Raw genomic sequence first — 20,706 nt, forward strand, 5'->3', positions numbered from 1 at the left:
GGGCCTGGGGCCCCGTTTCCGTTAAAACCCTCACCCCCGTGTGGGAGGCCCCGGGGGGGGGGGGGGGGGGGGGGGGGGGGGGGTTTGGCCCCCCCCTCACCCTTCCCGGGCTCAGAGCCCGTCGCGGACCATCGCGGCGACGATGTGGACATGCCGGTCGGCCGCCGTGTTCGAGAACTCGTTGTCGTAGTTCAGACCGTAGGGCCAGAAGTGCCCCCCACCGGTCGACAGCGTCGCGTTCGCGCCGTCGTACTGCTTGACCAGGGCCGTGGCCTGGGCTCCGCGCCAGGTGCCGCTGCCGCCGAGGGAGGACCAGCCGCCGCTCGTGCCGACGCCGATGGTGTGCGATATCTCGTGCAGGGCGGTGCGCTCCGCCATGTAGCTGCGGTTGCTGCCGAAGCGGATCGTCCCGTTGATGTTGCCGTCGGCGGTGGGCACGCCGGGCTCGTAGCGCACGGTGATGGCCTTGCCCAGGTCGCTGAGATTGTTGTAGCGGGCCACCGCGGCGTTCATGGCCGCCGTGATGCGGTTGTACGCGTCCTGCTGGTCCGCGGTGGGGTTGCTCGCCCGGACCAGGGTCCAGGTGATGTCGGCCGCCGCCCGCTCCACGGATGCGGAAGCGGATGCGGGGGCGGTGGCCGGAGCGAGGGCGGTGACAGGCGCGGCCGGTGGCGCCGCCTGCGCCAGGCCCGGCCAGCTCAGCGCGACGGCCGCCAGGCCCGTGACCAGCGCCCTCGTAGGCCGTTTCACGGTCCGGCGCCCGGCGCGCTGCGGAGTCGATAAGGGAGTCATCGCGGCTTCCTCCTGTGTGGGGGGCCGTTCGGCGCGGGGGAGAGGGCGTGACCGGACGGTGGCATCACCACGGCGAGATGAGGACACAAGTCCCAACAAATTCACCGGTGTTGATGCCACACAATCCGTCACTTCCGAACGGTGTCGCCCACCAGTATCGGGCCGGGAAGAGGCGCGTCAAGGGATCGCGCGACGCCTCCCGCCCGTCCGCCCGTCACTTCTCCGGGGTGCGCAGCAGCGCGCCGATGCGGACCGCCGCCGTCGACAAGTGGCTTCTGGCCTCGCCGAGTTGGGCGTCCGTGACCCCGTGGTCCCGGGCCGCGTCGCGGATGTCGTCGCGGAAGCGGTCCAGCAGCCGGTCCAGATCCCGCGCCGGGTCACCGGACCCCGGCACGTCCTTCGCCCACTCCGGGGCGTCGTGCGCGGACTCCTGCGCGTCCCGCGTGCCGGCCGTGTCGTCCCGTGCCCCCGCGTCGTCGTCCGGTACCCCGGCGTCGTCGTCCCGCGTCCCTGCCGGATCCGGCTTGCCGAACGGGGGCCAGGCCGAGCCGGTCAGGCCGCCGAGCTGGCCGGCCAGCTCCGAGAGGCCCTCGCGCAGCCCCGTCGGCCAGTCGCCCCGTACGAAGTGGTCCTGCACCTGGTCCTGGACCTGCTTCGCGATGCGCTGCATCTCCTGACGCGCCATCTCCTGGGCCTCCCTGGCCTGGCGGCGGGCCTGCTGGGCGTCCTCGCGGGCCCGGCGGGACTCGTCCTTCGCGCGGCGGGCCTGCTCCTTCCACTCCTGCTTCGCGCGCTTCAGCTCCTCCTTCGCCACCCGCCAGGACTCGGTGTCGCCCAGGGGAGCGTCCCCGTCGCCCGCCCCGTGGGACCCGGAACCGGCCGCCGTACGGGTCCTGGAGGCGGCCGCCCGCATCTCGCTGCGGAGCTGGCCCGCCGCGCCCCGTACGTCCTCGCGGATCTCCGCGGCCAGTTCGGAGACCGACTCGCGGATCTCCAGCTCCAGATCGGCCAGTTCGCCGCCGCGCCCGGCCAGCTCGGCGCGGCCTGCCTCGGTGATCGAGTAGACCTTGCGGCCGCCCTCGGTGGCGTGCGTGACCAGGCCCTCGGCCTCCAGTTTGGCCAGCCGCGGATAGACCGTGCCGGCGGAGGGCGCGTACAGGCCCTGGAAGCGCTCCTCCAGCAGCCGGATCACCTCGTAGCCGTGGCGCGGCGCCTCGTCCAGCAGTTTGAGCAGGTAGAGGCGGAGTCGGCCGTGGGCGAAGACCGGGGGCATGTCAGAGCTCCTTCGTCAGGGAGGGCGCCGCGTCGGCCGGGGCGGAGGCAGGCGCCGGGTCCCTCGGGTCCTGTGGTGCGTGTGAGGTGTGGGGGGCCCGCGGGGGCCCGGCGGGCGGGCCGTCGTCCTCCGACGGTGGTTTTCTGAGCAGCGCGATCGAGCCGGACACCGTGTTCGCCTTGAGGGTCCCCGCGCCCGCGCCCAGTGTGCCGGTGATCTTGTGGGCGCCCCACCGGCCGCTGACCCGCAGATCGTCGAACGCGTTGGTCACCGCACCGCTCGCCGTGTTCGCCTCGACCTGCGCGTCCGTGGGATGCGGCAGCCGGATCGCGACCTCGCCCGACACGGTGTTGAGGCTGATGTCCGTGGGCCGGCCCGCCGGGTCGAGGTCGACGACCATGTCGCCGCTGACCGAGTCGGCCCGTACGGTCGACCCGGAACCCTCCACGACCGTCAGACTGCCCGACACGGAGTGGTAGTGCAGGCTGCCGGTGACCGCCTGGGCCTCCAGGTCGCCGGAGACCGTCTCGGCGCGCACCTCGCCCGACAGCCCCACGAGCGTGGTGCCCCCGCTGACCCCGCGCACCGCCGTACGCCCCCGGATCCCGGTGACCACGGCCTCGGCGCCGACGACGCCCACCTCCACCTCGGTCCCGGTGGGGACGGCGAGGGAGACGACCGCGCTGCGCCCCCGGCCCTTGCGGTCGAGCCAGTTGAGCAGGGACTTCCAGGGCAGGTCCGCGTAGGCGACGGTCAGGGTCGAGCCGTCCAGGTGACGATCAGCGGCGGGCCCTCGACGCGCGAGATCTCCAGCCGGGTGCCGCCCGGCCGGTCGGGCAGGGCCTCGTCCGTGCCGACCACGTTCACCGCGCCGTTGACGACGCGCACGTCCAGTCTGGCCACCGGGTCGTCGAAGGTGAGCTTCTCGGACCCGGCGACTTCCCACGTCGACTCTGCCATGGTGCTGACCTCCCGGGCCCCGGCTTCACGCAACATATCGCGTCTCCTGAAGAACACGATATATCGCGGTTACGGGAAGTCAAGGCCGGACGGCGGAACGGACCGTTCTGTGGGTCGTCGAGCGCTCATATCAGGGCAAATTGCCCTAGCGTAAGGGCCATGAACGCGACATCCGCAGGTGCGCTGCTGCTCTGCCGGGCCGAGCCCGCGGTGGTGCGGCCCGCCGCCCATCTGCTCCGCGAGAAGCTGCTGCTGACCCCGGCCGGGCTGGGCTGGAGCGCGCTGGTCCCGGAGGGGAAGCCGTGGCGGGACGGTACGGATACGGTCGACCGGGTGGTCGCGGGGTGGGCCACCGCGCTCGCCGTCGGCGCCAACTGGCCGGTCCTCGCGCTGTGGTGGGACCCGGACCGGGCGGGGTACGTCCTGGCCGCGGGCTTCCGCCGTACGGTCGGCTACACCTGGCTCGCGGACGGCACGGCGGTCGGCGAGGACGAGGCGATGCGCACGTTCGCGGCCCGGCTCGGCCTCGACCCCGTACTGGACCTCCAGGCGCTGGAGCCGCTCACCCTCGGCGACCCCGAGGCCGACTCCAGGACCCGGCTGCTCGCGCTCTCCGCGTTCCTCACCCGCACCGGCCTCGTCCTTCCGGCGGGGCTCACCCCGGGCGAACCCGCCGACCGGCTGCGCGAGGTGGCCCGGGTCCAGCCGGGGGCCGAGCAGATCGAGTGGGCGGGGTGGCGCGACGCGGTACGGGCCGAGCTGGACGCGGTGGAGGACGGGCCGCTCGGCCCCTGGCTGCACGGGCCGCGGGCGCGGCTGCTCGGCGCCGCGCAACTCGCGGCCGGTGCCCCGCTGGCGGTGTGGGCGGTCCGCCGCCGCAGCGCCGGGTGGGCCTTCGCGGCCGCGCTGCTGATCACGCAGGGCGCGCTGGGACTGACGTACGACCGGCTCCGTACCGCCGGGGAGTGACGGCACACCGCCTGCCGGAGGGCCCGGCCGATCCGTGCCCTGGCGATGCGTGCCCGGCCGATGCGTGCCCGGCTACTCGTCTGCTCGGCTACTCGTCCTCTTCGTCGTCGTCCAGCCGGGCCAGCCAGGTCGCCAGGCGTTCGACCGGCACCTCGAAGTCGGGGTTGAGGTCGACGAACGTGCGCAGCTGTTCGGCCAGCCACTCGAAAGTGACCTCCTCCTCGCCGCGCCGCTTCTCCAGTTCCTCGATCCCGCGGTCCGTGAAGTACATGGCAATCAGCCTAATGCCTGGTCACCGGCGGTGAGCTCGCGAGAACCGTTCGGCCACGAACAGCCGTCCTCCCTCATGTGCCTCGCTTCGGTGCCGTACGGCCGCTAACCTGCGGGGAATTGGGGGAAATGAGGATGTCATGGGTGACGGAGAGGCCAATGTCACGCGCATCGAAATGCCGGACGGCACACCCGTCTGGGCCCGGATCTCGGGTGCCGAGGAGCTGAGCCGCCCCTCCGGGGGCCTCGTGTACTCGGACACCGGATTCGCCGACCAGGTACAGGCCCGGGTCGAGAGTCTGCAAGGCGTCGTGACCAGCGTCGCGCGTTCGCTCGTCGGGCCGCTGCGCGCGGTCAGGCCCGACGAGGTCAGTATCGAGTTCGGGATCGAGCTCACCGCGAAATCGGGGAAGGTCGTCGGGCTGCTCGCCGACGGCGAGGCCAAGGGAGGCATCAAAGTCACGCTCACCTGGACCGGCGGGGGACCGCCCGCCGATCTGTCCGCACCGCCGCTGGTGCCGCCACAGGCCCAGCCGCACGCCGGGTCACACGCCGGGACGCAGCGGCCGGCCGCGCCGCCTGCGCCACCGGCCGTCCCGGTCGTACCGCCGTCGGCCGTACCGCCGTCGGCCGGGCCCCTCGTGCCGCCACCGACCGGGCCGCCCTTACCGCCGCCGTCCGGTCCGCCGTCGCACGGGCGGACCTCCGGGGGCGCGTCCCCCGGCGCACCGGCGCATCCCGACGGGTTCACGCCCCCGGCCGGGAGCGGCGCATGATCGACGGGCTGGGAAGGATCGCGCAGGGAGGCACGGAGGACACCCGCGGTGCGCTGCGCGACCTCGTGATGGCGGCGACCGTGCGCATCCATGGCCCGGACGGCGGGTATGTCCCTGACGGGCCGGGTGGAAGCTTCCTGGGGAGCGGCTTCTTCATCGCCCCGAGCTGGGTTCTCACATGTGCGCATGTGGCGCTGCAGGGGGAGGGGCGGGACGTGACAGTGGTCTTCGAAACCGGTCCCCGCAGCGGCGAGACCTCCGTGCCCGGCACGGTGGTCTCCGCGCTGCCCGAACCGGCCCCCGGGACGTCGCCCGGCGGCGGGGGGTGGCCCGCCCCCGATCTCGCGCTGGTCCGGCTCCTCCGGCCCGTCGAGCACGCCTGTGTGTACGTGACGGAGCGGCCCGCCGCGTTCCTCGGCGGCGGCTCGGTGCTCTACTCCGGCTGGACGGAGGTGGGCGGCCGGATCAAGCGGCTCAGCGGGCAGTTGTCGGTCCAGGGCACGGTCGGCGGCTGGTCGGAGCCGGAGGACGAACAGGTGCGGCTCGGCGGGGACGTGCTGCCGCCGGGGGTCTCCGGCGGACCCGCGGTCGACCTGGCGCGCGGCGAGGTGGTCGGCGTACTCAAGTCGCAGCTCGTCGGCGGCATGGGCGGCACGTCCATCGGGATCGAGCGGCTGCGCTCGCTGCCGGTGCCCGCCGCGATGGCCGGGGCCGAGGCCGACGACGACTACCAGGCGGTCTTCCACGCCCACGACCGGTACCACGCGGACCGGCAGCTCGCCCGCGTGGACACCGGCTGGACCTGGGCGGACGTCCAGACCTCGCTCGACGCGGGCGCCGACCGGGCGCTCAGCCCGCAGCAGCGGATCCTGCTGCTCGGCAGGCTGGCCGAGCTGCCGCCGCCGGTCTCCACGCACAGCCTGCTCGATCTGCTGGTACGGCTCCCGGGCGTGCACCGCGTGGAGCGCTATCCGGCGCCGCGGAGCTGGCGGGACGGGCTCGGCGCGCTGTACGAGACGCGCGGCGGCGGCGCCGCGCTCGAACTCGTCCTGCGCTACTGCATGAGCGCCATCGCCGCCGAGCGCCCGTACGTCACCGCGGCCACCGTGGCGGCCGAGGAAGCCCTCTGGGACTGGGTGAAGTTCGTCGCCGACGACCGGCTCTCCCGGGACTTCCGCAACGAGATCGCGCTGCTGTGGTCCGCCACCCGGCACCGCACGGACCGCGCCCAGCGGCGCGCGGCCCCGGCATACGGGGAGCGGCCCCGCGCGGGCGAACGCCCCTTCGTCCTGCTGGAGCTGGAGCCGCGCGGCTGGGAGCGCGACAGCTACGACTGGCGCGTCGGGGTCGCCCGGCACAGCGGGGAGGTGCTGCCCGTCGCCGAGGACAGCAAGGGCACCCCCGGCAGCGCGCTGCACACCCGGCTGACCGGGTCGCTGGCGGAGGCGTTCCGGCGGTGCGACGAGCCGGACAGCCCGGCCGTCCTCCAGGTCGCCGTCGTCCAGCAGCAGCTCGGTCTTGAGGTCGAGGGCTGGCGGCTGGCGCCGGACGAGCCGCCGCTCGGCACCCTGCGCCCGGTGGTCGTGCGCTGCTCCGACCGGGAGCCGCCGCTCTCCGAGGAGGAGGCCAGAGAGCACCGGACACGCTGGACCCGTGCGGCGGAGACCGCGGTACGCGCCGAGATCGTCGACTGCGAGGACGGATTACGGGTACCCGTACCCGAGGAGGAGCTGCTGCGCTCCCTGGCGTACGAGGCCGTGCCCGTGCTCTGCCGTTACGCGGCGCGCCCCGACGGCGAGACCGCGGCGGGACTGGGCCGGGTCGTACGCGGCGGCTTCCACGTGGCGCTGCTGCGGCGCGGTGAGAACCGCGCCGAGGCGGTCTGCGCCGAGTTCCACCGCCGGGCCGTGCGCACGGTGGCCGAGGCGGGCGGCGCGGAGCAGTTGCCGCGGCTCCTGATGGAGCTGCGCCAGGGCGTGCACGCGGGCCGTGCGGAGACGTTCTGGTCGGACGGCGTGGCGCTGTTCTACGACGATCCGCACCATCCGCTGCCCGGATCAGGCCTGTTGCTGGAGGCACCGTGAACGGCCCGGTCCGGCCCGGCTCCTGGCGGACCCTTACGGGGTACGCCGTAGATCGCTACGGTGAAGCACCTTCGGCGGCTGCCGCCCCCGTCGGACGAGTGATGACGAGGAAATCACCATGAGTGAACCCAGCGAGTGGCTCATCTACCGAGGGGCCGGCGAGCCGCACGACGGCATCGGCCAACTGCCCCCGCCGCCGCCCTGGCGGGACTTCGCCGGGCGCGGCGACACCTGGCCGGCGGGCGGACACGACGGCAACGGCGACGGCGACGGCAGCGCTGACGGCAGCGGCGGCGGTGACGGCTCCGCCGACCGGCGGCTCGGCGGGTACCGCCACGAGGCGGAGCTGCACCGCCCGGGCGCCGAGGAGCTGGAGATGATCAACGCGGCGCTCTATCTGCGCCGTCCGCTGCTCGTCACCGGCAGCCCCGGCGCGGGCAAGTCCACCCTGGCCCACTCCGTAGCCCATGAACTGGGGCTCGGCCGGGTGCTGCGCTGGCCCATCGTCAGCCGCTCCACCCTGCTCGACGGGCTCTACCACTACGACGCGATCGCCCGCCTCCAGGACGTCCAGCTCGCCGCGCACAGCGCCGCGGCCGGCGCCGGGGTGGCGGCGGGGCAGGATCCGTCGGCGGACATCGGCAGCTACATCCGGCTCGGCCCGCTCGGCACGGCGCTGCTCCCCTCCGAGCAGCCGCGCGTCCTGCTCATCGACGAGTTGGACAAGAGCGACATCGATCTGCCCAACGACCTCCTCAACGTCCTGGAGGAGGGCGAGTTCGGCATCCCGGAGCTGGAGCGGATCGCGGACCGGCTGCCCGACGGGGAGGCCGAGGTCCTCACCGACGACGGCAGGAAGGTGCGGATCAGGGGCGGCCGGGTGCAGTGCCGCGCCTTCCCCTTCGTCGTCCTGACCAGCAACGGGGAACGCGACTTCCCGGCGCCGCTGATGCGCCGCTGCATCCATCTGGAGCTGGGCCGCCCCGACCACCAGCGCCTCGCCACCTTCGTACGGGCCCACCTCGGCGACGAGGCGGCGCGCGCGGGCGACGATCTCATCGCGCACTTCCTGGAGCGCTCGCGCAGTGAACTGATCGCCACCGACCAGCTGTTGAACGCGATCTACCTCACCGACGCCGCGGCGCCCGCGGGCCGTGACCGACTCGCCGACCTGCTCATCCAGCGGCTCGACCGACCGAGGTGATGCGCTGATGCCCGACGTCACGGGGCGCCACGGCCCGGCGGGCGAGCCGGACCCGCGCGTGGCGGATTCAGCCGTACCGGACCCGCGCGTACCGGACTCACCCGTACCGGACCCACGCGTACCGGACTCAGCCGTACCGGACCCACGCGCGGTGGATCCGCGCGTCCCGGACCCGGGCGCGGTGGCCCCGGGCGCGGTGGACCCCGGCGCCGGGGAGCCGCGTCCGTACGACAGTGCGCGGCTCGCCGCGCTCGTCGCGCGGCTGCGCGGTGCCGGGCTCGACCCCGATGCCGAGCAGCTCTGCGACGCCCTCTGGCTCGCCCAGCAGACGCGCCGCGACCATGACACACCCCCCGGTGGCCCCCGCGCCGCCCCGCCGGGGAACGACAGTGGTCCGGAGGCGGACTCCGTGTCCGGCCCCGGTTCCGGTGTTACGGAGGGGGCCGATGCGACCGACGGGGCCGACGCGCCCGAGCCGCCCGGCCTCCCCGTCGAGGACCCCCGCGTCACCCTCTACCCCGTACCGCGCCGCGACGGACCGCGCGCCCGGCGGGGCGGCGGGCGGGGCGGCGGCGCCACCGCGCTCACCCTGGGCGTACCGGCCGCCCCCGCGCTCCCCGCACCCCTCGAACTCCAGCGCGCCCTTCGTCCGCTTCAGCGGTACCGGCCCGCCGCGCCCCCGCTGCGCCGTACCCTTGACGAGGTGGCGACCGTAGAGCTGAGTGCCCGCGCCGGCGGGCTGATCATTCCGGTGTTCCGAGGAGTCTCGCGCGGGGACGCGATTCTGCAGTTCGTCCTGGACGCCTCGTCGTCGATGCGCGTATGGGAACGGCTCTTCGTCGAACTCCAGCAGATATTCGGCCAGTTGGGCGCCTTCCGGGATGTGCAGACGCGCTATCTCCACCAGGGGCCGGACGGCGCGCCCGCCGTCAGCAGAAGCCCCGACCCGGCCGCCGCGCCGCTCAGTTCGGCCGACCGGCTCAGCGACCCGACCGGCCGCCGCGTCACCGTCGTCGTCAGCGACTGCGCCGGCCCTCTCTGGCACAGCGGGCGCGCCCACCGGCTGCTGCACCAGCTCGGCCGGCAGGCGCCCACCGCCGTCCTCCAGCCCCTGCCGCAACGCATGTGGAACCGGACCAGACTGCCCGTCACCTACGGGGTCCTCTCCCGGGGCGAGGGCGCGGCCGGCGCCGCCGTGCTGAAGGTCGGCGGGGACGCCGCCACCGCGCCCGCAGCCCGCCCCGGCGCCCTCGCCGTGCCCGTGCTGCCGCCCGTCGCGGGTGCACTCGGCGCCTGGGCCCGGCTGCTCTCCGGCACCGGCGCGGGACGGATCTCCGGCGCGGTCGGCTGGGTGCGCGCCGACCATCCGCCGGCCCCCGTGCCGCGCGCCGGCGAGCGGATGTCCTCGCTCCAGCTCGTCAGCCGCTTCCGCTCGGCCGCCTCCCCGGTGGCCGGACAGCTCGCCGTCTATCTCGCGGCGGCCCCGCTCTGCCTCCCGGTGATGCAGCTCGTCCAGCGCACCATGCTGCCCGACTCCGGCCCCTCCGAACTCGCCGAGGTGCTGCTCAGCGGGCTCCTCTCGCGCAGCAAGAGCGACGGCCCCGACGACGGCGACGGGCCGTGGTACGAGTTCGCGCCCGGCGTCCAGGAGGCACTGCTCGGCCCGCTGGGCCGGGACGAGGCCGTCCTCGTACTGAAACACTGCTCCGAGTACATCGAGCAGCGCTTCGGCCGCGGCGGCCCCAACTTCCCCGCGCTCGCCCTCGCCCAGCTCGGCAACGAACGCCGCGGCCCGATCGTGCCCAGCGGCGACCCGGACGACGACCCCGAGTTCGGCGGGGAGTTCGACGGCGCGTTCGGCCGCCCCTACGGCCCGGACGACCACGGAGAGCACGGGGACGGCGGCGGCCGGGGGCCGCGCGTGCCGTCCCCGTTCGCCGAGGTCGCCGCCCGCGTGCTGGAGCAGTTCATGCCGCTGCCCGAGCAGTTCGCGGCGTACGGCCTCAACGGCTCGGGACCCGACACCGCGACGCAGCCGGTCAACGCGGCCGTCGAGAGCGCCCGCGAACTGACCGCGCAGTTCGAGTCGGACAGCATGGTCCAGTACCTGATCGACGCCGTGCAGCTGCTGCGCGGCGCCACCGAACGCGAGACACCCGGCGGCTCCGACCCCGAACTGTGGGCCGAGTTCGCCCGCTGCCTGCTGCGGCTCTGGGAGGTCCAGGGCGGCGGCGAACTGCTCGGCGAGGCGGAGCGCGCGGCCGAACGGGCCACCGCGCACCCCAGGGCCGTCCGCGAACGCGCCGTCCTGGCCAAGGTGTTGCACGCCGCCGCCGACGACCGGCGGCGCCACGGCGACCGGCACGGCGCCCTGGAACTGCTGCGCCGCGCCGACCGCGAGTACACCGTCGCCTGCGCGGCGCCCGGACTCGAACCCGGCGAGGCGCTGCGGCTCACCCTCGACCGGGTCCGCGCCCTGGAGGCGCAGTGGCAGCTCGGCCGGGACAGCGCGCTGCTCCAGGGGGCGATCGGCATGCTGGAGGCGTTCGCCGACGTCTGGCCCGACCAGGAGAACCGGCCGCCGGGGCTTCCGCTGGCACACGGCAGAACCCTGCTGCGGCTCTCCGGCGCCACCGCCGACCCCGAACAGGCCCAGGTGTACGCGGCCCAGGCGGCCCGCTCGCTGCGCAAGGCGCTCACGCCGGGCGGCCACACCGTCGGCACCCAGGCCCGGATCCTGCTCGACCTGGTGGACGCGCTGCTCCACTCCGGCGAGGGCCTCGACGAGGCCGCGACCCTCGTCGACCAGTCGCTGGTGACCGTACGGGACGAGCGGCTGCTCACCTCGCTCCGGATCCGCGCGGGACGGGTCAGGGTGGCCCGCTACGAACGCGCCGGGAACCCGGACGACGCCCATGAACTCGACGAGGCCGCCGAGTTCTTCGCCCGCGCCGCCCGCTCCACCGCCCGGGACTCCCGGGCCCACGCGGACCTCCTCGCCGAGTGGGGCGCCACGCTGCTGCGCCGCGCGGGACTGCCGGACGGGGCGCCGCACACCGGCGCGGCGGTACGGGTGCTGCGCGACTGCCGTACGGAGACGGCCACCGGCACCGCCCGCCAGGCGGAGCGGCTGCTGATGCTGGGCCAGGCGCTGATGCTGCGCCACCGGATCAACGACGACCGGGTCGATCTGCGCGAGGCCGAGCACCTCTTCGGGCTCGCCGCACAGGAGGCCCGCGACCCGCTGACGGCCGCGCGCTGCTGGCTGGAGCTGGGCCGTTCCCACTTCGACGCCTACCGCACACTGCACCGCCCGGCCCGGCTCGACGACGCGGCCGAGGCGTTCCGGGACGCGGCGGACGCGGCCAGGACCGCCGAGGAGGAACTGGAGAATCCGCGGCAGCAACAGGAAGCCGTCGCGTTGCGTGCTGCGGCGGGCCATTGGCGGGGTAGGACCTACGAGGAGGCGGGTCGGCCCCGGGCCGCGCGTGAGGCGTACCGGGCGGCCCGCACGGAGTGGCGCAAGCTGCCGGACGGCGGCGGCGAGCCGGCCCGATCGACCGCGGACCGGCTGGCCGAGCTGGACCGCTGAGAGGTACGCGGTGCGCGCCGTACGACCTGACGGGGAGGCGTGATGACCGAGGCGGCGCACGGCCGGGAGCACGACGACGGGGAGCGGGAGGGCGGGGGCGTGCCCTCCGCCCCCCTCGGTACGGAGACGGCAGGTGAGCTGCCGGACCTGCTGGGCCTCGACCTGGCGGCCCTGCGGACCCTCGACCACCCGGTGCTCAGCGAGGTGGTGGCGGACCTGCGGGGCAGGGCCCAGCAGCCCAGGGAAATGCTCTGGGGGTTCAACAACGCGTTCTGAGAGGGGCGTTCCGGGGCAGTACCTACTGCGCAGGGAGTCCGGGCGGGCCCCGCCCCGGGCCGTCCGACGACGCCGTACAGCCGTACAGCATGGGGGGTGCGGAGTGTCCCGACCGGGGATGCCGCGCACCCCTGAACCCGTCCAGGGCGGGCGGCCCGTACCCTTCGCGCAGTTCATCGTGAAGGTCCACGGCCGCTGCAACCTCGCCTGCCGCTACTGCTACCTCTACGCCGGACCCGACCGCACCTGGCGCACCCGCCCCGCCGCCGCGTCGCCCGAGGTCCTGGACCGCACGGCCGACCGGATCGCCGAGCACGCGCGTACCCACGGGCTGCGCGAGACCGCCCTCGTGCTGCACGGCGGGGAGCCGCTGCTCGTCGGCGCCGCGCGGCTCGGGGCCTTCGCCGACGCCGTACGCGACCGGGTGGGCCCCTCCCGTACGGTCCACGCCACCGTCCAGACCAACGGCACCCTGCTCACCGAGCGCGCGGTCGACACCCTCGCCCGGCACTCCGTACGGATCGGCATCAGCCTCGACGGCGGGCTGCCCGCGCACAACACCCTGCGCACCGACCACGCGGGACGCCCGTCCTTCGCCGCCGCCGCGCGGGGCGCCCGGCTGCTCGCCGGGCGCCGCCCGGAGGCGTACGCGGGCCTCCTCACCGTCGTCGACCCGCGCACCGACCCCGTCGAGCTGTACGAATCGCTGCTGGAGCTGCGCCCGCCCGCGCTCGATCTGCTGCTGCCGCACGGCAACTGGACCAGCCCGCCGCCCGGACTGCCCGCCGCCGGCCCCGGGGACGCGGACCCGCCGTCCGGGGACGCCGGCCGTGCGGGACCCGGCTCCCGGAGGCCCGGCCACGGGGGCCCCGGCCACGGGGATCCCGGTCGCGCGACCCCGTACGGCGACTGGCTGGCCGCCGTCTTCGACCGCTGGTGGGGGGCCGGCCGGCGGGAGACCCGGGTGCGGCTCTTCGAGGAGTGCCTGGCGCTGCTGCTCGGGCTGCCGGGCGCCACCGAGTCCCTCGGGCTCGACCCGGTCAACGCGGTCGTCGTCGAGACGGACGGCGCGATCGAGCAGGTCGACTCCCTCAAGTCCGCCTACGACACGGCCGCCGCCACCGGGCTCGACGTACGGAACCACTCCTTCGACGACGCCCTGCGCCACCCCGGGGTCGCCGCCCGGCAGAGCGGCGCCGCCGCCCTGGCCGCCGCGTGCCGGGCCTGCCCGCTGCTCACGGTCTGCGGCGGCGGCCACTACGCCCACCGCTACCGCGCGGGGCACGGCTTCACCCAGCGCTCCGTCTACTGCGCCGACCTGGAGCGGCTGATCCGCCATGTCGCCGCCCGGCTCACCGAGGCCGCCGCGTCCGCCCCCGCCGCAGCTCCCGGGGCCCTCCGGTGAGCCCCGTCCCCGAGGAGGCCCTGCGCGAACTCGGCCGCACCGAAGGCGGCGCCGAGGCGCTGCGGCTGCTCGTACGCGACCAGCACACCCGCCGGCTCGTCCTGCTGCGGGCCCTGCTCGACGCGGCGGCCGACATCCCGCCCGCGCGCCGCCCGCCCGGCGCGCTCGCCCGGCTGCGCGACGACTGGGCGCTGCTGGAGGCCGCCGAACGGGCCGACCGGACCGCCGTACGGACCGTGCTGCTCTACCCGCTGGCCGGCCCCTGGGCACAGCGCTGTCTGCACGGACTGACCACCGGAGCACCCGACGGCGGCGACAGCCCCGAACTCCGCGCCGATCTCGACCACTTCGGCGCGCTCGCCGCCTCCGCCGCGATCCGCGCCCGGCTGCCCTTCACCGGCCGGCTCACCGGCCGCTGCGGTGTGCTCGCGCTGCCCACCCTGGGCGCCCTGCGCACCGGCCGGGACGAGCCCGTACCCGTCGATGTCACCCTGCGCGGCGCGGAGTTGACCCTGCGCCCGGCGGACGCGGCGCCCGTCACGGTACGCCTGGACGCCGAGAGCGCCGACGCCGCCGTGGACGCTCCCGTCGCCCGGAGCGGGGACCCACGCTGGCTGCCCGTCCTCGCGCTGCCTCCGGTACGGCCCGGGGCCGCCCCCGTGCCGCTGGACGACATCGACCCGTACCGGACCGCGGGCACCGGTGCGGCGCGGCACGGGCTGTCCGCCGTCACCCGCCTCGACGCGCGGCACCGTACGGCGTGGGCGCGCTCCTGGGCCGAGGTGGAGCCGCTGCTGCGGACCGGCGGCCCGTACCGCGCCGAGGAGACCGCCACCCTGCTGCACTGCCTCGTACCGCTCGCGCCCCCGCCCGGATCCACCCCCGCCGGGGGCGGCCCGGCGCAGTGCAGCGGCACCCGCCGCGAGGCGTTCGGCGCGGTCCTCACCAGCCGCCCCGCCACCGCCGCCGCCTTCGCCTCGACGCTCGTGCACGAACTCCAGCACACCAAACTCGCCGCGCTCGCCGCCCTCACCCCGCTCCACCACGAGGACGCCGCGCCCCGGCACTTCGCGCCCTGGCGCTCCGACCCCCGCCCCTTCGACGGGCTGCTCCAGGGCGCGTACTCGCACATCGCCCTCGCCGACCACTGGCAGCGCCTTGCCCTCGCCGCGGACCGCCTCGCCGTCCGCGACCAGGCGTGGGCCGAACACGCGCGCACCCACGAACAGGTCGGCGCGGTGCTGCCCGTGCTCGCCGGCTCCGGGGCGCTCACCAGGGAGGGCCGCGTCCTCGTCAACGAGATGATCGCGGTGTACCACCGGCTGGCCGACCACCCACCGCCACCGGGACACCGCGCGCGGGCCGCCTCCTACGTGCGTACGGCACGGATGATCTGGCGCCAAAGGAACGCAACGTGAGGCGGCGCGCACAAGGATGGATCCGAGCCGGTCCGGGGTATGTTAAAAGGGCGTATGACGATGCAGGGAGACGGTCGAATGCCCGGAGCGCGTAAGTCAGTTGGAGCAACCGGGCCCCGGTCGGTCACGATCAGCTTCGCCGGGTACAACCGCCCCTGGGCGGCCTGGATCGGCGACCGTCTCGAACGGCGCGGGCTCGCCGTCTCCTACCAGCGGTGGGACCCGCCGGACGACATGACACTGACGGAGTGCCTGCGCGACCTCCTGCTCGCCCCGGGCCCCGTCCTCGTGGTCGTCAGCCAGTGGTACTTCCAGCTCGGCCCGCGCGGCCACGACGAGTGGAACAGCGCGCTGCGCGAGGTCGTCGCCGCCGAGCGCGAGCGGTTCTTCGGCGTCTCCGTCACCAACGAGGCGGAGAAGCTGCCCAGCGCCGCCGCCGTCTTCGCCGCCGTCGGCCTGGACACCGTCGGCGAGCAGGAGGCCGAGCGGCGGCTGCTGACCCAGCTCGGGCTGTCCACCGAGGGGCCGCGCGAGCGCGAGCCCGACGGCCCCCGGCGCGGCCCCCGTTACCCCGGCGAGTCGCCCGACATCTGGGACGGCGTGCCCCGCCGCAACACCCGCTTCACCGGCCGCGAGCCGCTGCTCGACGCCGCCCACCACGCGCTCCAACAGGCCGCCAGGGGCGCCGGGGTGGTCACCCTGCACGGCATGTCCGGCGTCGGCAAGACCCAGCTCGCCGCCGAGTACGCGCACCGCTTCGGCGCGGAGTACGACGTGGTGTGGTGGGTCTCCGCCGACAAGCGCGTCAGCTGCCGCCAGCGGCTCGCCGCGCTCGCCCCGGCCCTCGGCCTGTCCACCGGTGTGGAGTACGGCGAGCGGCTGCGCGCCGCCCGGGACGCCCTGCGCCGCGGCGACCCGTACAGCCGCTGGCTGCTCATCCTGGACGGCGCCGACGAACCGGACCAGATCTGGGACCTCGTACCGACCGGACCGGGCCATGTCCTGATCACCGCGCGCAACCCGGAGTGGGGCGAGCACAACAGCTCCCTGCTGGAGGTCCGCGTCTACGACCGGGTCGAGTCGGTCGCGTTCGTCCGCCGCCGCGCCCCGCGCCTCACCTACGACGAGGCCGACCGGCTCGCGCACGCGCTGGAGGATCTGCCGCTGCTGCTCGACCAGACGGCCGGCTGGCTCAACGACTCCGACATGTCCGTCGACGCCTACATCAACCTGCTCAAGGACGGTGTCGACCAGGACGTCGTCCGGATCTCCAGCGACTTCCCGCTCGCCTTCCAGACCGGCTGGTCGATACTGCTCAACAAACTCCGCGAGACCGTCCCCGAATCGGTCGACCTGCTCCGCCTGTGCACCTTCTTCGCGCCGGGCGCCATCCCCGTACGGCTGGTGCGCGACCTGCCGCCGGAGACCCTTCCCGAGAAGCTGCGCGGGCTCGTCGACGACCCGGTGCGCTGGGCGCGCGCCATCAACAAGCTGCGGCAGTACGCGGTTGTCCGGGCCGCCGGGGTCGGCGAACGCGAGGTCCACGACGCGGTCAACGAGACCTCGCCCGCGGGCGCGGCCGGCGACTCGCTCTACATGCACCGCATGGTCCACCAGATCGTCCACCTGGACATGCCCTCCCAGGACCACGCCGAGTTCATCGAGGTGGTCCGCCGCGCCCTCGTCGAGGCGGACCCCGGGCGGCCCACCGACACCCGCCTGTGGCCCCGGTACGCGGAGATCACCCCGCACCTCAAGTGGGCCGACGTGCTGAAGAGCACCGACCCCGCGATGCACACTCTGGTCCTCAACTGCCTCCGCTACATGTACCTTTCGGGCGAGTACCGGGCGGGCATCAACCTCGGCAGGCGCGCCCTGGACACCTGGCGGCGGCTCCTCGGCGAGACCCACCCGAGGATCTGGGACCTCAGCTACCACTACGCCAACCTGCTGCGCGCCGTCGGCGACTACGCCGGTACGGAGGCCATCGAGCGCGCCGCCGTGGAACACCTCCGCGAGGAGCGCGGCGCGCAGGACCTGGAGCATCTGCGGGCGGCCGGCGGACTCGCCGCCGACCTGCGCGGCCTCGGCCGGTACGAGGAGGCGTACGAGATCTCCCGCGGCCTCCTCGCCTCGTTCCGCGAACTCCTCGGCGAGCAGGACTCCCGCACCCTCAACGCCCAGAACAACCTGGCCATCTCGCTGCGGCTGCTGGGCCGGTACGAGGACTCCCTGGACCTCAACCGACGCACCCTGGACGCCCGCCGGCAGCTGCTCAGGCCGCGCCACAGCTGGACCCTCTACTCCGAGATCAACTACGCGACGGACCTCAGGCTCCTCGGCCGCTACAGCGAGGCGGAGTCGATCCAGTCGCAGAGCACCCGCGTCCACCGGACGGTCCTCGGCCGGGACAACCCGCAGACCCTGCGCGCCGAGTTCAACCTGGCCCTGTGCCTGTACCGGTCGGGCGAACGGGGCCGGGCCGGGGCGCTGTTCACCCAGGTCCTGGAGAGCTGCGAACGGGTCCTCGGCGAACGGGACCCGCTGACCATGATGTTCGCGGCGGGCCAGAGCTGCTTCGCCCGCGAGCACGGCGACATCGACCGGGCCAGGGACATAAGCGAGCGCGTCATCGACGGCTATGTGACGATGCTGGGCGAGGGCCATCCGTACGTCGCGGGCACCCGCTCCAACCACGCCCTGATCCTGCGCAACGTCGGCGAACGCGACCAGGCCCTCGACGTCACCGAGAACGCGCTCGCGGACATGTCGGGCGCCGTCGGCGAGACCCACCCCTGGACGCTGGGGTGCGCCGTCAACACGGCGGCCCTGCGCAACATCACCGGCGACGCGGAGGGCGCGGCGGCACTCACCGGCGAGACCGTCGTCCGGGCCACCGAAACCCTGGGCCGTACCCACCCGTTGACCCTCTCGGCCCGGATCGCGCACGCCGCGGACCTGCGCGGGCTGCGGGACGCGCAGCGCGCCGAGAAGGTCGAACAGGAGGCACTGGACGACCTGGTGGCCACGCTCGGCGCCCAGCACGTCCACACGGTCGCGGCCCGCTCCCGCAACCGCCCGTACTGGGACTTCGAGCCACCGCTGACCTGAGGTGCGGCCCCGCCACCGGGGGAGGCAACGGCGGCGGGCACGGACGGCCGACTGGAGGTGGCGAGCGTCAACGGGTCCCGCGCGGGTGAGGACCCCGGCGTACGCTCAGGGGAGATGCCTGTGGTTCTGGAGTGGGAGTGACCGGAGTTCCTGTCCTCGCGGCGGACGGCGCGACGGTCACGCTGGGCGACACCACGCTCCTCGCGCCCACGACGTTCCCGGTGAGTGGTGGGGTGGGACGCTCGCACGCACGCTGGCTTGGCCTGTCGTCGCCGTAGCGGTCGGAGCGTGCCTGGGAGGCGGCCTTGCGATCACGATCCAGTGGCCGCTTCTCAGCGGACGCCTGGTGAACGCGGTGCTGCTCGTCCCAGGGTCGGTGGTGCTGGTGCTCGGTGCCAGGTTCCTGCGTGAGATGAAGCTGCATCTGCCGCTCGAACTGCTTCTCCCGATCATCACGCCACTCGGTGACCTCTCCGGGCTCCTGGTCGTGGCCTGGCAGTTCGACGGAGTCGTCGCCGTGGTGATCGGCATTGCCATGATGAACGCGTTCCCGTCCGCGCTCGGAGCGACCGCGCTCGCTCGCGATTGGCATGGCCGCCTGTTGCGTCTGGATGGGGCTGCGCCGGGCAGAATGGGCCCACCGGGGACTGCTCTCCCGTCTCCGTCGGGTGTAGCACCTGGCACACCATCATTTCGCGGAGGTCCCCTCGCAAGCGGGTGCGGTCCTGGGACTATTGCCCCGACGCCGTTGGTGGTCACGGTTGGCGACTGTGTGTCTGGATGAGCGCACCACGAAGCTGCCTGTGCCACGTGGACGAAGGTGCTGGACGCGTACCCCGGGATTCATTCAGGCAGGGTTGACGGGCAGGTAGGAAAAATCCCCTCCCTCCTTGCCCCGTTCCGCGGAAACGGGATTGCGCGCCGAATCAAACAGCCTGATGCTCCAGCCGTAGACCGTGATCTACGCGACTGCTGCGCAGCGTGGCCGGGGTGCCCTGCACCAATGACTCCGGCTACGGCCTCCGGTACGGCTCCGGCCGCTGCCCGCGATTGAGCCCGGCCGTACCGGGGAAAGTGCGGAGACACCGTCAACAGCGATGCGAACGCGCGCACTTGAGGTACAGCGGGGCAAGGGGGATACGGGGAATGACCGTCATCGTGGGACCTGTGGTACCGGGGGAGGACGGGCCGATTCCCGTCGTCGTGGGCCCGGCCGGGCAACCGGCGGGGCCGGATGGTGAGTTCGACGCCGTCTACGCGGACGAGGAGACCCGGGACGGCGCCGCGCGGCGCGTCCTCCGGGTGGCCGCGGACCGTTACGGTGACGGGCTCGACCTGGCGCGGCGCTGTGCGTCGCAGGCCATGCGCAGACTGGGGGACCTGGGGGAGGGCGTACGGCCCGACGAGATCGAGTTACAGGTCTCGATCACCCTGGACGCGGGCGGGGGCCTGCCCGCAGTGGCCGCGGCGGGCGCGGAGGCGCACCTCCAGTTCACGTTCCGCTGGCAGCCGGGGGATCCCGGGGATCCGACGGCCGGTGCCGCGGCGGGGGCCGCCCGGTGACCGTGACCCCCGCGCCGGACCCGGCGCCCGTGCCCGGCTCCGAGCACCCCGTCGCGCCGTCGCAGGCTTGCGGAACCGCGCCCGTGCCGCCGATCCCGATCCTTCCGTACAGCCGGGTCGTGGGTCAGGACGACCTCAAGCTGGCGCTGGAGCTGAACTTCGTCGCGCCGAGCATCGGCGGCGTCCTCGTCAGCGGGCAGCGCGGCACCGCCAAGTCCACCGTCGTCCGCGCCTTCGCGCTGATGACCCGGGGCGAACTGCCCGTCACCCTGCCGATCAACGCCACCGACGACCGCGTCCTCGGCGGCTGGGAGCTCGACGCGCTGATGCGCGGCGAGGCCAGGGAACAGCCCGGGCTGCTCGAAGAGGCCCACGAGAAGGGGCTGCTGTACGTCGACGAGGTCAACCTGCTCGACGACCACCTGGTCAACATCATCCTGGACGTGGTCTCCACCGGTGTGCTCTCCGTCCAGCGTGAGGGCATCGCCGCGGCCCGCCATCTCTCCTTCGGGCTCGTCGGCACGATGAACCCCGAGGAGGGCGGGCTGCGCCCACAACTCCTCGACCGGTTCGGGCTGATGGTGACCGCGGCCGAGCTGGACACCGAGGCCAGACACCGGATGATCATGACGGTGCTGACCTTCGAGGAGGAGCTGGCCAGGGATACGTCCCGCTGGCTGGCCGAGGCCGCGGAGGAGAGCGCCGCGCGCCGTGCCACCCTGCTGGCGGCCAGGAGCGCGCTGCCCGGCGTCGCGGTCCCCGACGCGGTCGGCAGGCTCTGCGCCGAGTGCGCGGGGCGGCTCTCCGCCGTGGGGCATCGGGGCGAACTCGTCACCGCGCAGGCCGCCCGCGCCCTCGCCGCGCTGGAGGGCGGTGCCCGGACCGAACCCCGGCACGTACGGCGGGTGCTGCCGTTCGCGCTGCGCCACCGGAGACCGGAATCGACGCACGCCGGCAGCTTCGCGTGGGGGCCCGACGACGACGCCTGTGTCGACGACCTCTTCGGCTGAGGC

15 protein-coding genes and 1 pseudogene are annotated in these 20,706 nt (G+C 74.3%); 12 read left to right on the forward strand and 4 right to left on the reverse strand.

Features of this window, described 5'->3' with window-relative positions:
• Positions 1-111: 111 nt before the first annotated feature.
• The 3 genes and pseudogenes from ACFTZC_RS34880 to ACFTZC_RS34890 all read right to left on the reverse strand — a co-directional run bounded on the left by ACFTZC_RS34880 (position 112) and on the right by ACFTZC_RS34890 (position 3,025).
• Positions 112-792: a hypothetical protein gene (locus tag ACFTZC_RS34880; protein WP_382896789.1), complete on the reverse strand. Its 681-nt coding sequence runs from the start codon at positions 790-792 to the stop codon at positions 112-114.
• Positions 793-1,006: 214 nt separating this feature from the next.
• Entirely contained in the window at positions 1,007-2,065 is a 1,059-nt protein-coding gene (locus tag ACFTZC_RS34885; protein WP_382896792.1) for a helix-turn-helix transcriptional regulator, read from the reverse strand.
• Position 2,066: 1 nt separating this feature from the next.
• Positions 2,067-3,025: pseudogene (locus ACFTZC_RS34890) on the reverse strand (DUF4097 domain-containing protein).
• Between the two features lie 159 nt (positions 3,026-3,184).
• Between ACFTZC_RS34890 and ACFTZC_RS34895 the strand changes: the two are divergent.
• Positions 3,185-3,994: a hypothetical protein gene (locus ACFTZC_RS34895; RefSeq protein WP_382896794.1), complete on the forward strand. Its 810-nt coding sequence runs from the start codon at positions 3,185-3,187 to the stop codon at positions 3,992-3,994.
• An 88-nt stretch (positions 3,995-4,082) separates the two neighbouring features.
• Here ACFTZC_RS34895 and ACFTZC_RS34900 read toward each other — a convergent pair whose 3' ends face one another.
• Positions 4,083-4,265, reverse strand: coding sequence for a DUF6104 family protein (locus ACFTZC_RS34900; RefSeq protein WP_382896797.1), 183 nt, complete (start codon positions 4,263-4,265; stop codon positions 4,083-4,085).
• Between the two features lie 139 nt (positions 4,266-4,404).
• On the opposite strand from ACFTZC_RS34900, the gene ACFTZC_RS34905 reads away from it, so the two are divergent.
• From ACFTZC_RS34905 to ACFTZC_RS34955, 11 genes are all read left to right on the forward strand, one after another.
• Positions 4,405-5,040, forward strand: coding sequence for a CU044_2847 family protein (locus ACFTZC_RS34905; RefSeq protein WP_382896799.1), 636 nt, complete (start codon positions 4,405-4,407; stop codon positions 5,038-5,040).
• Complete coding sequence (locus ACFTZC_RS34910; RefSeq protein ID WP_382896802.1) at positions 5,037-7,124, forward strand: trypsin-like peptidase domain-containing protein; 2,088 nt, start codon at positions 5,037-5,039, stop codon at positions 7,122-7,124. The genes ACFTZC_RS34905 and ACFTZC_RS34910 overlap by 4 nt, the downstream gene beginning before the upstream one ends.
• 118 nt (positions 7,125-7,242) lie before the next feature.
• Complete coding sequence (locus ACFTZC_RS34915; protein ID WP_382896805.1) at positions 7,243-8,328, forward strand: AAA family ATPase; 1,086 nt, start codon at positions 7,243-7,245, stop codon at positions 8,326-8,328.
• Positions 8,329-8,335: 7 nt separating this feature from the next.
• Positions 8,336-11,920: an SAV_2336 N-terminal domain-related protein gene (locus ACFTZC_RS34920; protein WP_382896807.1), complete on the forward strand. Its 3,585-nt coding sequence runs from the start codon at positions 8,336-8,338 to the stop codon at positions 11,918-11,920.
• 42 nt (positions 11,921-11,962) lie between these two features.
• Entirely contained in the window at positions 11,963-12,196 is a 234-nt protein-coding gene (gene fxsA / locus ACFTZC_RS34925) for an FxSxx-COOH cyclophane-containing RiPP peptide (protein WP_382896809.1), read from the forward strand.
• A 118-nt stretch (positions 12,197-12,314) separates the two neighbouring features.
• The gene (locus tag ACFTZC_RS34930) at positions 12,315-13,601 is read left to right on the forward strand and encodes a radical SAM protein (protein WP_382896812.1); all 1,287 of its coding nucleotides are present in this window, start codon (positions 12,315-12,317) and stop codon (positions 13,599-13,601) included.
• Complete coding sequence (locus ACFTZC_RS34935) at positions 13,598-15,019, forward strand: aKG-HExxH-type peptide beta-hydroxylase (RefSeq protein WP_382896815.1); 1,422 nt, start codon at positions 13,598-13,600, stop codon at positions 15,017-15,019. The genes ACFTZC_RS34930 and ACFTZC_RS34935 overlap by 4 nt, the downstream gene beginning before the upstream one ends.
• Positions 15,020-15,097: 78 nt before the next feature.
• Positions 15,098-18,130, forward strand: a complete 3,033-nt coding sequence (gene fxsT, locus ACFTZC_RS34940; protein ID WP_382896818.1) for an FxSxx-COOH system tetratricopeptide repeat protein — start codon at positions 15,098-15,100, stop codon at positions 18,128-18,130.
• Between the two features lie 137 nt (positions 18,131-18,267).
• Positions 18,268-18,408, forward strand: a complete 141-nt coding sequence (locus ACFTZC_RS34945; RefSeq protein WP_382896820.1) for a hypothetical protein — start codon at positions 18,268-18,270, stop codon at positions 18,406-18,408.
• 868 nt (positions 18,409-19,276) lie between these two features.
• Complete coding sequence (locus tag ACFTZC_RS34950; protein WP_382896823.1) at positions 19,277-19,693, forward strand: CU044_2847 family protein; 417 nt, start codon at positions 19,277-19,279, stop codon at positions 19,691-19,693.
• Entirely contained in the window at positions 19,690-20,703 is a 1,014-nt protein-coding gene (locus ACFTZC_RS34955) for an AAA family ATPase (protein WP_382896826.1), read from the forward strand. Before ACFTZC_RS34950 ends, ACFTZC_RS34955 begins: the two co-directional genes overlap by 4 nt.
• The last annotated feature ends 3 nt before the right edge of the window (positions 20,704-20,706 follow it).

The sequence above is a fragment of the Streptomyces sp. NPDC056987 genome, assembly GCF_042673865.1.
Taxonomy (GTDB): Bacteria; Actinomycetota; Actinomycetes; order Streptomycetales; family Streptomycetaceae; genus Streptomyces.

Coding starts and splice junctions, on each gene's coding strand:
- ACFTZC_RS34930 (WP_382896812.1), top strand. CDS start 12,315: ATGCCGCGCACCCCTGAACCCGTCCAGGGCGGGCGGCCCGTACCCTTC.
- fxsA (WP_382896809.1), top strand. CDS start 11,963: ATGACCGAGGCGGCGCACGGCCGGGAGCACGACGACGGGGAGCGGGAG.
- ACFTZC_RS34950 (WP_382896823.1), top strand. CDS start 19,277: ATGACCGTCATCGTGGGACCTGTGGTACCGGGGGAGGACGGGCCGATT.
- ACFTZC_RS34910 (WP_382896802.1), top strand. CDS start 5,037: ATGATCGACGGGCTGGGAAGGATCGCGCAGGGAGGCACGGAGGACACC.
- ACFTZC_RS34915 (WP_382896805.1), top strand. CDS start 7,243: ATGAGTGAACCCAGCGAGTGGCTCATCTACCGAGGGGCCGGCGAGCCG.
- ACFTZC_RS34895 (WP_382896794.1), top strand. CDS start 3,185: ATGAACGCGACATCCGCAGGTGCGCTGCTGCTCTGCCGGGCCGAGCCC.
- ACFTZC_RS34920 (WP_382896807.1), top strand. CDS start 8,336: ATGCCCGACGTCACGGGGCGCCACGGCCCGGCGGGCGAGCCGGACCCG.
- fxsT (WP_382896818.1), top strand. CDS start 15,098: ATGCCCGGAGCGCGTAAGTCAGTTGGAGCAACCGGGCCCCGGTCGGTC.
- ACFTZC_RS34885 (WP_382896792.1), bottom strand. CDS start 2,065: ATGCCCCCGGTCTTCGCCCACGGCCGACTCCGCCTCTACCTGCTCAAA.
- ACFTZC_RS34900 (WP_382896797.1), bottom strand. CDS start 4,265: ATGTACTTCACGGACCGCGGGATCGAGGAACTGGAGAAGCGGCGCGGC.
- ACFTZC_RS34905 (WP_382896799.1), top strand. CDS start 4,405: ATGGGTGACGGAGAGGCCAATGTCACGCGCATCGAAATGCCGGACGGC.
- ACFTZC_RS34880 (WP_382896789.1), bottom strand. CDS start 792: ATGACTCCCTTATCGACTCCGCAGCGCGCCGGGCGCCGGACCGTGAAA.